General features: G+C 65.1%; 11 protein-coding genes. 8 read left to right on the forward strand and 3 right to left on the reverse strand.

Annotated elements, in window-relative coordinates:
• Positions 1-84: 84 nt before the first annotated feature.
• The 4 genes from X760_RS40835 to glcF all read left to right on the forward strand — a co-directional run bounded on the left by X760_RS40835 (position 85) and on the right by glcF (position 4,840).
• A complete protein-coding gene (locus X760_RS40835; RefSeq protein ID WP_023716471.1) occupies positions 85-1,581 on the forward strand; it encodes an FAD-linked oxidase C-terminal domain-containing protein in 1,497 nt (498 codons plus the stop codon).
• Between the two features lie 222 nt (positions 1,582-1,803).
• The gene (locus X760_RS40840) at positions 1,804-3,060 is read left to right on the forward strand and encodes an FAD-binding protein (protein ID WP_023716472.1); all 1,257 of its coding nucleotides are present in this window, start codon (positions 1,804-1,806) and stop codon (positions 3,058-3,060) included.
• Positions 3,057-3,440, forward strand: a complete 384-nt coding sequence (locus tag X760_RS40845) for a membrane protein (RefSeq protein ID WP_023716473.1) — start codon at positions 3,057-3,059, stop codon at positions 3,438-3,440. The genes X760_RS40840 and X760_RS40845 overlap by 4 nt, the downstream gene beginning before the upstream one ends.
• Positions 3,441-3,508: 68 nt before the next feature.
• On the forward strand, positions 3,509-4,840 hold the full coding sequence (gene glcF / locus X760_RS40850; RefSeq protein WP_023716474.1) for a glycolate oxidase subunit GlcF: 1,332 nt from the start codon (positions 3,509-3,511) through the stop codon (positions 4,838-4,840).
• A 12-nt stretch (positions 4,841-4,852) separates the two neighbouring features.
• On the opposite strand, the gene X760_RS40855 is transcribed toward glcF, so the two are convergent.
• Both X760_RS40855 and X760_RS40860 read right to left on the reverse strand, forming a co-directional pair.
• Complete coding sequence (locus X760_RS40855) at positions 4,853-5,773, reverse strand: bifunctional 5,10-methylenetetrahydrofolate dehydrogenase/5,10-methenyltetrahydrofolate cyclohydrolase (protein ID WP_023716475.1); 921 nt, start codon at positions 5,771-5,773, stop codon at positions 4,853-4,855.
• A gap of 274 nt (positions 5,774-6,047) precedes the next feature.
• Positions 6,048-6,782, reverse strand: a complete 735-nt coding sequence (locus X760_RS40860) for a L,D-transpeptidase (protein WP_023716476.1) — start codon at positions 6,780-6,782, stop codon at positions 6,048-6,050.
• A gap of 222 nt (positions 6,783-7,004) precedes the next feature.
• Between X760_RS40860 and X760_RS40865 the strand changes: the two genes are divergently transcribed.
• On the forward strand, positions 7,005-7,640 hold the full coding sequence (locus X760_RS40865; RefSeq protein ID WP_023716477.1) for a DNA-3-methyladenine glycosylase I: 636 nt from the start codon (positions 7,005-7,007) through the stop codon (positions 7,638-7,640).
• Between the two features lie 169 nt (positions 7,641-7,809).
• On the opposite strand, the gene X760_RS40870 is transcribed toward X760_RS40865, so the two are convergent.
• Entirely contained in the window at positions 7,810-8,064 is a 255-nt protein-coding gene (locus tag X760_RS40870) for a hypothetical protein (protein WP_023716478.1), read from the reverse strand.
• A 210-nt stretch (positions 8,065-8,274) separates the two neighbouring features.
• Between X760_RS40870 and hisS the strand changes: the two genes are divergently transcribed.
• The 3 genes from hisS (at position 8,275) to hisG (ending at position 11,829) form a co-directional block, all read left to right on the forward strand.
• A complete protein-coding gene (gene hisS, locus X760_RS40875; RefSeq protein WP_023716479.1) occupies positions 8,275-9,837 on the forward strand; it encodes a histidine--tRNA ligase in 1,563 nt (520 codons plus the stop codon).
• A gap of 178 nt (positions 9,838-10,015) precedes the next feature.
• A complete protein-coding gene (locus tag X760_RS40880; protein WP_023716480.1) occupies positions 10,016-11,131 on the forward strand; it encodes an ATP phosphoribosyltransferase regulatory subunit in 1,116 nt (371 codons plus the stop codon).
• Positions 11,128-11,829, forward strand: a complete 702-nt coding sequence (gene hisG / locus X760_RS40885; RefSeq protein WP_023716481.1) for an ATP phosphoribosyltransferase — start codon at positions 11,128-11,130, stop codon at positions 11,827-11,829. Before X760_RS40880 ends, hisG begins: the two co-directional genes overlap by 4 nt.
• Positions 11,830-11,864: the final 35 nt, after the last annotated feature.

Here is an 11,864-nt window from a genome sequence, read left to right on the forward strand (position 1 = left end):
CCGCGATCCCGGCCAAAGCGGCATTTGCAACCGATAGCCGTCGCTGGTAAAAGATTTTTACCAGTCGGTCGAAGGAGGCTGTCGATGTCCGGTCTTGCGATGCCGAAACCAGACGACGCCACGCTGCGCCGGCGCGATGAGATCGTCGCCGATATGCGCATCATCGTGCCGGGCGAGGGCGTCGTCGACGCAGCCAATGCGATGCGCGCCTTCGAGAGCGATGGGCTCACCGCCTACCGGCAATTGCCGCTGGTCGTGGTGCTGCCGCAAACCGTGGCGCAGGTCTCGCGCGTGCTGAAATATTGCAGTGACCGCAATATCCGCGTCGTGCCGCGCGGCTCCGGCACCTCGCTCTCCGGCGGCGCGCTGCCGCTGGAAGACGCGGTGCTGCTGGTGATGAGCCGCTTCAACCGCATCCTCGAGATCGATTTCCAGAACCGCATCGTCGTCGCTCAGCCCGGCGTCACCAATCTCGGCATCACCACCGCCGTCGAGCAGGAGGGCTTCTATTACGCCCCCGATCCATCCTCCCAGATCGCCTGCTCGATCGGCGGCAATGTCGCGGAAAATTCCGGCGGCGTGCACTGCCTAAAATACGGTCTCACCGCCAATAATGTGCTTGGTATCGAGATGGTGCTGATGAATGGCGAGGTGGTGCGCCTCGGCGGCAGCCATCTCGACGCGGAAGGCTACGACCTGCTCGGCGTGATGACCGGCTCCGAAGGATTGCTCGGTGTCGTCACCGAGGTCACCGTCCGCATTTTGAAGAAGCCCGAGACGGCGCGTGCCCTGCTGATCGGCTTCCCGACCAGCGAGCAAGCCGGCCAATGTGTCGCCGACATCATCGGCGCCGGCATCATCCCGGGCGGCATGGAGATGATGGACCGCCCGGCCATCCACGCCGCCGAGGATTTCGTCCAGGCCGGCTATCCCCTGGATGTCGAGGCGCTGCTGATCGTCGAGCTGGACGGGCCGGGTGTCGAGGTCGACCATCTGATCGGCCTGGTCGAAGCCATTGCCTATAGGAACGGCTCGACCACATGCCCCATTTCGCAATCGGAGCAGGAGCGGCTGAGTTTCTGGGCCGGCCGCAAGGCAGCCTTCCCGGCGGTCGGCCGCATCTCGCCCGACTATTACTGCATGGACGGCACCATCCCGCGCAAGGAATTGCCGCGCGTCCTCGCCGGCATGCGCGAACTGTCGGAGAAATACGGGCTCGGCGTCGCAAATGTCTTCCACGCCGGCGACGGCAATCTGCATCCGCTGATCCTCTACGACGCCAACGTGCCGGGCGAGCTCGACAAGGCGGAGAGTTTCGGCGCCGACATATTGCGGCTCTGCGTCAAGGTCGGCGGCGTGCTGACCGGTGAGCACGGGGTCGGCGTCGAGAAGCGCGACCTGATGCCGGAAATGTTCAACCAGATCGATCTCGACCAGCAGATGCGCGTCAAATGCGCCTTCGACCCCAATCACCTGCTCAACCCGGGCAAGGTATTTCCGCAGCTGAGGCGATGCGCGGAGCTCGGGCGGATGCACGTGCATCGCGGGCAGCTGGCATTTCCGGACATTCCGAGGTTTTGAGGGTATGTTGGCGCTTGGACACCCCCCTCTGTCCTGCCGGACATCTCCCCCGCGAGGGGGGAGATTGGCTGCTTCAACGTCCTGCTCGCCTTCAAGCGTTGATGGTTGGCGAAAGCCTAAGCGACATCCGATCTCCCCCCTTGCGGGGGAGATGTCCGGCAGGACAGAGGGGGGTGGGAAGGATCGCGGCTTCTCGTCATTTACGACTGGTGGTTCTGCCGCATGACCACCTTCACCCCGACCACATCAGCGGAAACCCTCTCCACCATCGCCTGGGCCGCAGCGGAAGACTCGCCGCTCGAGATCCTCGGCCATGGTTCCAAGCGCGGCATCGGCCGGCCGCAGCAGAGCGAGCATACGCTCGACCTGTCGAACCTGTCCGGCGTCACGCTCTATGAGCCGGCCGAACTGGTGCTGTCGGCGAAAGCCGGCACGCCGCTGGCCGCGATCGAAAGCCTGCTTGCCGAAAACGGCCAGCAACTGGCCTTCGAGCCGATGGACTACGGCCCGCTGCTCGGCGGTGAACCAGGACGAGGCACGATCGGCGGCGTGCTGGCCGCGAACCTTTCCGGCCCGCGGCGGCTGAAGGCCGGGGCTGCGCGCGATCACATCCTTGGCATCGCGGCCGTTTCCGGCCGTGGCGAGGCCTTCAAGTCGGGCGGCCGTGTGGTCAAGAATGTCACCGGCTATGATCTGTCCAAGCTGATGGCCAACAGCTGGGGCACGCTGGCGGTGTTCACCGACGTCACCTTCAAGGTGCTTCCCGCTGCCGAGACCGAAGTCACGCTCGCCATCCGTGGCCTGCTCGACGATCATGCCACCGCCGCCATGGCGCTGGCACTGGGTTCCAGCGCGGAGGTGTCGAGTGCGGCCCATCTTCCTGAACGGGTCGCCGCGCGGGTCGCCGGCGGCAGTCTCGGCAGCGATGCGGCGACGCTGCTGCGCATCGAGGGTTTCGGCCCGTCGGTCGCCTACCGCATCGCGGCGCTGAAAGACCTGCTGAAAAACGCCGGTCCGCTGCAGGAGATTTCCGGTTCGGTCTCGTATTCTGTCTGGCGTGACATCCGCGATTGCGCGCCGTTCGCCGATGGCAGCGAAAGGCCGGTGTGGCGCGTCTCGATGGCGCCGTCGCAGGGCCACCTTATGGTGCTGGCGCTGCGCATGCAGGCCGCGGTCGATGCCTTCTACGATTGGCAGGGCGGGCTGATCTGGCTGCGCATGCAGCAGGACGATCCAGAGGCCGGCCTGTTGCGCGGGCTGATCAGAAAGCATGGCGGCGGCCATGCCACGCTGGCTCGCGCAACCCCTGCGCATCGCGCGGCGATACCCGTGTTCGAACCGCAAGCGCCGCCTCTTGCAGCACTGTCGGCGCGGCTGAAGGCCGAATTCGACCCGAAGAATATCCTCAATCCCGGGCGTATGGCGCCGGGCGCAGGCTCTGCTACTCTCGCCCCAGCAACCGAGGGAGGAGCGCAATGAGCGATGCAGGCCAAAACGGTACGTCACGCCAGACCGACCGCTGGCTGGAGCCCGGTCCGACCAACGCGCTGGTCATCTATATCCTCTATCTCGCCGGCCTCGTTATCGGCGTCAGCGGCATTGTCGGCATCGTCCTGGCCTATATCAACCGCGGCAAGGCCGGCGGCTTCGTTGAAAGCCATTACGCATTCCTGATCCGCACCTTCTGGATCGGCCTGCTCTATGCACTGATCTCGGCGCTGCTGATGGTCGTGGTCGTCGGCGTCGTGCTGATGGTCGCCGTCGCGGTCTGGTTCATCGCCCGCTGCATTCTCGGCCTGCAGGCGCTGCAGCGCGGCGAGGCGGTCAAGAACCCGGAAAGCTGGTTCCTGGGATTATGAGCATGATCCCCAAAAGTGGGTACCGGTTTTGGGAAAAGATCATGTTCAAACGGTAAGGATTCTTTTGCGTGCAGACTTCCTTCTCGCTTGCCCAGCTTGCCGATCCGCATGTCGCGGAATCGGAGAAGATCCTGCGCAAATGCGTGCATTGCGGCTTCTGCACGGCCACCTGCCCGACCTATGTGACGCTCGGCAACGAGCTGGATTCGCCGCGCGGCCGGATCTACCTGATCAAGGACATGCTGGAGAACGGACGGCCGGCCGACAAGGAGATCGTCACCCATATCGACCGCTGCCTGTCCTGCCTCGCCTGCATGACCACCTGCCCGTCGGGCGTCAACTACATGCATCTGGTCGACCACGCCCGCGCCCATATCGAGGAGACCTACAGGCGGCCGCTGGCCGATCGCCTGACGCGCGCCATGCTGGCGTTCGTGCTGCCTTATCCCTCGCGCTTTCGCGCGGCGCTCAAGCTGGCGAAGCTCGGCCAGCCATTCGCCGGCCTGTTCGAGAAAATCTCGGCATTGAAGCCGCTGGCGGCGATGCTGAAGCTCGCTCCAACGCACATCCCCGCTGCATCGCCGATGGCTTCGCCGGGCATCCATGCGGGGCAGGGCGCAAAGAAAAATGGCCGCGTCGCCATCCTCGCCGGCTGCGCGCAATCGGTGCTCGATCCCGGCATCAACGACTCGGCGATTTCGCTGCTGACCCGGCTTGGTGTCGAGGTCGTCGTCCCGCAGGGCGAGGGCTGCTGCGGCGCATTGGTGCATCATATGGGACGCGAGGACGCTGCCCTGGCGTCGGCCCAACGGAATGTCGACGCCTGGACGCGCGCCATCGAGCAAGGCGGACTCGACGCCATCATCATCACCGCATCCGGCTGCGGCACCACCATCAAGGATTATGGCTTCATGCTGCGCCTCGATCCTGCCTACGCCGACAAGGCCGCGCGCGTCTCGGCGCTGGCCAGGGACATCACCGAATATCTGGCAAGCCTCGACCTGCCTCAGCCGGTGCGTAGACCGGGCATCATCGTCGCCTATCACTCGGCCTGCTCGATGCAGCACGGCCAGAAGATCACCCGCCAGCCGAAGGAGCTTCTGGTCCGTGCCGGCTTCGTCGTGCGCGAGCCGCGCGAAGGGCATCTCTGCTGCGGTTCGGCCGGCACCTACAATATCCTGCAGCCCGGCATTTCGGCGACGCTGCGCGACCGCAAGGTCAGGAATATCGAGGCGACCGGCGCTGAAATCGTCGCCACCGGCAATATCGGCTGCATCACCCAGATCGCCTCCGCCGCCAAGCTGCCGGTGGTGCACACGATAAAGCTGCTCGACTGGGCCTATGGCGGGCCGAAGCCCGAAGGCGTTCGCGAAGAGAGGGCGGTCATCGCGGCCGAGTGATGCAGCGGTGGTTTACTCCGCCGCCAGTCTGTCCGCCGTGCCGTAGGTTGCCTGGTAGCGGGCGCGCTGGCGGCTGAGCGCCACCATGGTGTTGCGCAGCAGGATCGCCACGGTGATCGGGCCGACGCCGCCCGGCACCGGCGTGATCCACGACGCGACGTGCCTGACGCTCTCGGCATCGACGTCGCCGACGATGCGGCTTTCGCCGTCCGGTCCGATTTCCGAATTGATGCCGATATCAATCACGGCGGCGCCCGGCTTGACCATGTCGGCCTTGATCAGCCGCGGCTTGCCGACGGCCACGAACAGCGCGTCGGCGCGGCGTGCGTGTGCCGCCACCGAGCGTGTCATGTGATGGCAGACGGTTACCGTCGCGCCTTCGCTCATCAAAAGGAAGGCGATCGGCTTGCCGACAATCTCGGAGTGGCCGACGACCACCACTTCGAGCCCCTTGAGGTCGAGGCCGGTTTCCCTGAGCAGTTCGACCGAGGCAGCGGCAGTGCAGGGCGCCAGGTCGAGCTGGTTGTAGACGATGTTGCCGATCGACGCCGGATGCATGCCCTCGACGTCCTTGAGTGGATGCACCGCCGCCTGCAGCGTCTTGATCGGGATATGCACCGGCACCGGTCGCTGGATGATGATGCCGGTGACGCGCGGGTCGGCGTTGAGGCCGTGGATCGCAGCTTCGAGTTCGCCGGCAGTGATGTCGGCGCGAAAGCGCCTCTCCTCGAAGCCGATTCCGGCCAGCCCCGCCTTGGCGCGCTGGTTGCGGACATAGATGTCGACCGCCGCTGTGTCGCCGACGGTGATCGACACCAGCTTGGGCGGAAAGCCTTCGGCGGTGGCGATCGCCGCGTCCTCGCGCACGCTGGCGATGATGCGTTGGGCAACCGGGCCGCCCTTGAGATAGCGGCTGTCATCGGAGAGGGACATCGAGATAGGGCCTTTGTCTGGAATTTTGGCTGCCACATAGCAAAGGGACGGCGAAAAGGCAGCGCGAAAAGCGAACCGCTATGCCTGTCGAGCGACGTGCCGGCGAAATCTTCGTCAATTCTCGCTGGCGGAAACAAAAAGGGCAGCACGGCTTGCCGCGCTGCCCTTTCGTGACTGGCCGCATCCCCACACGGCCCGTCCCCCGTTGTTTATTCATCTGGCCTCAGAAAGCCAAAGCTAATGTCTTTCTAGACCAGATGATTCGTCGCGGCAACTATATCACCACCACCGTTGTTCCGATATTCACGCGTTCGTAAAGATCGACCACATCCTCGTTGCGCATGCGGATGCAGCCCGACGACACCGCGCCGCCGATGGTCCAGGGCTGGTTGGTGCCGTGGATGCGGTATTCGGTCGAGCCGAGATAGAGCGCGCGTGCGCCGAGCGGGTTTTCCATGCCGCCGGCGAGATAGGTTGGCAGATAACGGCCCTTTGCGGCTTCGCGGGCGATCATCACCGCCGGCGGCCGCCAGTCCGGCCAGACCCGCTTGTTGGTGATCTTGTGAGTGCCGGACCATTCGAAGCCCGGCTTGCCGGTGCCGACGCCGTAGCGCCGCGCCTTGCCGTTCTTCTCGACCAGATAGAGGAAATTCTCTCTCGTATCGATGACGATCGTGCCCGGCTTCTGCGGGCCGTCATAGGCGACTTCCTGCGGCAAATAGACGGGATCGATCTGCGGCCGCATCACCATGCGTTTGGCCGGCGCCTGCACCGCTGCGGTGCGCAACTGATCGGGTTCAGCTTGCCGCCGGTAGCGCCGTAGCGACTGCGCTTCCTGCCGGCTCTGCCGCACGATGCCCGGCGCATGGCCGAGCTGCAGCACCCAGGGCGCCGAAAGGTCGGGGCTGACTACCACCGGCGGCCTCTCGGCATAGCGGTCGTTGGCATTGGCGGCGCCGACGGCAAGCACGGCCGCGGCGCCGAACAGTGGGAACAAGAATATCTTCATCGGATCGCACCTTGATCGTCGAACATGCCGGGGCGCAAAGCCTCCCCGATTTCCGCGACATTGGGCGCGAAGCGGCAACCGAAACATGAATCGGAATGCGTAAAATGCCTGTCTGTCAGTAAACCTTTTGGTGTGGTTACCGCCCGGTTCAGGAATCTGGTAAAGCCGCGGTAAAGGCCGCTTCAAAACGCGTTAACGCCAAGACACGAACGGAATTCCGCCATGGACGAAAAGACAGGTCTGATTGCTGGTCCCGACGGCATCGCCCGCTGCTTCTGGCACGGCAACCTGCCGGATTATCTGCACTACCACGACCACGAATGGGGCCGGCCGGTCGCCGACGATCGCCGGCTGTTCGAAAAGATCTGCCTCGAAGGCTTTCAGTCGGGCCTGTCCTGGCTGACCATATTGCGCAAGCGCGACAATTTCCGCGAGGCCTTCGCCGGCTTCGATGTCGACAAGATCGCCGCCTTCACCGACGCCGATGTCGAGCGCCTGCTCGGCAATGCCGGCATCATCCGTCACCGCGGCAAGATCGTTTCGACCATCAACAACGCCAAACGCGCCCGCGAACTCATCGACGAGGCCGGCTCGCTGGCCGCCTGGTTCTGGAAGTTCGAGCCCGGCCCGGACGAGCGCCCCGAGATCGTCGACCTCGCCCATCTGCGCGCCAATCCGACGACGGCAGTTTCGGTTCGCATTTCGAAGGAGCTGAAGAAGCGCGGCTGGAGCTTTGTCGGCCCGACCACCGTCTACGCTTTCATGCAGGCGATGGGGCTGGTCAACGACCATCTCGAGGGCTGCGTCTGCCGGGAACCGGTCGAGGCGGAGCGGAAAGCGTTCAAACGGCCGAAGTGAGCGACCTTTTGCCTTCTCCCCTTGTTGTGGGAGAAGGTGGATCGGCGCGCAGCGCCGAGACGGTTGAGGGGTGTTGGAAGAAATGAGGCGTCGCGTTCCCTGGAACACCCCTCATCCGATCGAGCTTCGCTCGGCCACCTTCTCCCACAGGGGGAGAAGGAAGAGCCGCTCAGGCGCCGCCGGCGCCGGCGAGGAAAAACCCGGCCAGGATGGCCGCCAGCGCGGCGAACACCGGATAGATCACCAGCAGGCCGGTCATCAGCACGTCGCGCATGGTCGGCCCGCTGCGCTGTTGCGCCGCGATCTCGAACGGTCCCGCGATTTGCTTCGTCGTTTTTGGCGCATGGTTGTCGGCCGGCCGCAGCCGGACCGGGGCGTCGCCTGCGCCGCTATCGATGATGTCGAACTTCTGTAGCGTGGCCATGGCCCCGAACCCCTTGTTTCGGCGCGCTTATCGGCCCGGATTGTGTCGGCACGATGCCGCGCGCATGGCGCAATTGTTTCAGCTTCTTTTTCTTGCCTTCTCGCGCAGGGGGAGCAAGGAGAAGCGCAAACCCTTGCCTTCTCCGGGCTGCATCGGTAGGACACGCCGACCCGAAATAAGTCACCAATTGCTTAGCAAAGTACCCATCCCATGGCCGACAAATCCGAAAAGATGAAAGCGCGGCTGCCGCGCGGCTTTGTCGACCGCGGCGCCGACGATCTGCGCGCCGTCGAGAAGATGATGGCGACGATCCGCTCGGTCTTTGAGCTTTACGGTTTCGAGCCGGTCGACCAGCCGCTGATCGAATACACCGATGCGCTCGGCAAATTCCTGCCCGACCAGGACCGGCCGAACGAGGGCGTGTTCTCGTTCCAGGACGACGACGACCAGTGGCTGTCGCTGCGCTACGACCTGACCGCGCCAATGGCGCGCTTTGTCGCCGAAAATTTCGAGCGCCTGCCGAAGCCCTATCGCAGCTATCGCTCCGGCTGGGTGTTCCGCAACGAGAAGCCCGGTCCCGGCCGATTCCGCCAGTTCATGCAGTTCGATGCCGACACGGTTGGCACGCCGGGCGTCGCCGCCGACGCCGAGATGGCGATGATGATGGCCGATGTGATGGAGGCGCTCGGCATCAAGCGCGGCGACTACGTCATCCGCGTCAACAATCGCAAGGTGCTCGACGGCGTGCTGGAGGCGATCGGCCTTGGCGGCGAGGAGAATGCCGGCCGCCGGCTGCAGGTGCTGCGCGCGATCGACAAGCTGGACAAGTTGGGCGTCGAGGGCGTGCGCCTGCTTTTGGGTGCAGGGCGCAAGGACGAGAGCGGTGATTTCACCAAAGGTGCCGGGCTGGATAACGCACAAATCGACGTTGTGATCAGCTATTTCACAGTCATGGCGCAGCACGATCCCGAAAAAATTGTCCAGACACTGGGATCCATCAACCCCGGTGTCAGCAATCTTGTCGAGGAAAGGAAACTCGAACATCTGGGCATAACGAATGCGCCGTTTGTCGAGGGCCTTGCAGAGCTGGAGCAGATAAGAACCATGGTCGCACAAAGCGGCTACGGTGAAGACCGCATCCGCATCGACCCCTCCGTCGTGCGTGGCCTCGAATATTACACCGGCCCGGTCTACGAGGCCGAGCTGCTGGCCGAGATCCCCAATGAGGACGGCCAGATCGTGCGCTTCGGCTCGGTCGGCGGCGGCGGCCGTTATGACGGCCTCGTCTCGCGCTTCCGCGGCGAGCCGGTGCCGGCGACCGGTTTTTCCATCGGCGTCTCCCGCTTGATGACGGCGCTGAAGAACCTCGGCAAGCTCGATACCTCGGATGTCATCGCGCCGGTCGTGGTGCTGACCATGGACAAGGATACGGAAAGCCTCGGCCGCTACCAGAAGATGGTCGCCGAGCTGCGCGCCGCCGGCATCCGCTCGGAAATGTATCTCGGCGGCGCCGGCATGAAGGCGCAGCTCAAATATGCCGACCGCCGCGGCAGCCCGGTCGCCGTCATCCAGGGCGGCGACGAGCGCGCCAAGGGCGAGCTGCAGATCAAGGACCTGATCGAAGGCGCGAAGATGTCGGCCGAGATCGCCGACAACGCCGAATGGCGCGCCGCACGGCCGGCGCAGGTGACCGTGGCGGAAGGCGATCTGGTCGCCGAGGTGAAGAAGATACTGGCGGCGCAGGCGGCCGACCGGGCGAAAGGTGGCGCGTGAGCACCCCCCTCTGGCCTGCCGGCCATCTCCCCCTCAAGGGGGGAGATTGGCAGCTTCAGCCTCACCGTCTTCTTTCCAACGCTGGAGATTGGCGAAAGCAGGCGCGATATCCAATCTCCCCCCTTGCGGGGGAGATGGCCGGCAGGCCAGAGGGGGGTGCCTCGCGCCCCACATCCCCATGACCTCCCCCGCCATCGCATCCGACATCGCGACGCTCTTCGCCGCGCGCAACACCCATGCGGTCGAGGTCGCCGTGCTGCAGCCGGCCGATCCGTTCCTCGACATGGCGGGCGAGGATTTGCGCCGGCGGATTTTCCTCACCGAAAGCGAGACCGGGCAGACGCTTTGCCTGCGGCCGGAATTCACGATTCCGGTCTGCCTCGACCACATTGCCAGCCAGGCCGGCACGCCGCGCCGCTATTCCTATCTCGGCGAGGTGTTTCGCCAGCGCCGCGAGGGCGGCAACGAATTCTTCCAGGCCGGCATCGAGGACCTCGGCGACCGCGACACGGCCGCCGCCGATGCGCGTTCGCTGGCCGATGCGCATGCGCTGCTTTCGCTGGTGCTGCCCGGACGGGAGCTGGCGGTGACGCTTGGCGACCAGACCATCTTCGAGGCGGTGCTGGCAGCGCTTGGCCTGCCGCGCGGCTGGCGCATGCGGCTGGCCCGCGCCTTCGGCTCGGCGCCAATGCTGGAAGCGGCGCTTGCCGACCTCGCCAATCCGCCGCGCAACAGCCAGATCGCCGGCGCGGTGGCAGCGCTTGTCCTCGACGGCGATCTGGAGGCTCTTTCGGCGCATATCGCCGGCGGCATGGAAGAGGCCGGCCTGTCGGCAACGGCCGGGCGTTCGCCGTCCGAGATTGCGCGGCGGCTGATCGAGAAAGCCGAACTGCGCAGCGTCCGGCTGTCGAACGAGGCATTTGCGGCTTTGAAGGGTTTCCTGGCGATCGACGTGCCGCTAGATAGCGCCGCCGGGGCGCTCGCAAGTTTTGCCGCCGATGCCGGGCTTTCGCTGGGAACTGCGCTGGAGAATTTTGCCGCCCGCGCCGCGGCCATCGAAAGCCTCGGTCTGCCGATGTCTGAAATCAGCTACGATGCCGCCTTCGGCCGCCCGCTCGATTATTACACTGGCCTCGTCTTCGAGGTCGCGGCGCAAGGCGGCGACCGGCCGCTGGCCGGTGGTGGCCGCTACGACCGGCTGCTGACGCTGCTCGGCGCCAAGACGCCGATCCCCGGCGTCGGTTTTTCTGTCTGGCTCGACCGCATCGAGGCGCTGCGGGAGACAGCGCCATGATCACGCTGGCGATCCCATCGAAGGGCCGGCTCAAGGAGCAGGCGCTGGAGGTGCTGGCCAAGGCCGGGCTTGCCGTCAGCCTGCCCGGCGACGAGCGCAAATACCGCGCCCGCATCGATGGCCTGGACAGCGTCGAGATAGCCTTCCTGTCGGCTTCCGAGATCGCAGGCGAAATCGGCCAGGGCTCGGTCGATCTCGGCATCACCGGCGAGGACCTGCTGCGCGAAAACCTCGCCGACTGCGAGGCACGCGCCGAAATCATCGCCCGCCTCGGTTTCGGCAATGCCGACGTCGTCGTCGCCGTGCCCGACATCTGGCTCGACGTCGACACCATGGCCGACCTCGACGACGTCGCCGCCGATTTTCGCCAGCGCCATGGCCGGCGGCTCAGGATCGCCACCAAATACTGGCGCCTGACCCAGCAATTCTTTTCGCAAAAGCACGGCATCCAGGTCTACCGCATCGTCGAAAGCCTCGGCGCCACCGAAGGCGCGCCGGCGGCCGGATTGGCCGACATCGTCGTCGACATCACCACGTCAGGCGCGACGCTGCGCGCCAACCATCTCAAGGTGCTCGCCGACGGCGTGATCCTGCGCTCGCAGGCCTGTCTCGTGGCGTCGCGGAAGATGCGCGCTCCGGCCGACGAGGCGATCTTGCGCGATATTGCGGCCAGGATGGCGTCGGTGAACTCGAGTTGACGATTGCGGAGCAGGCGCCGTCGGCCAAGCTGCCA

This window comes from Mesorhizobium sp. LSHC420B00 (assembly GCF_000503055.1).
GTDB lineage: Bacteria > Pseudomonadota > Alphaproteobacteria > Rhizobiales > Rhizobiaceae > Mesorhizobium.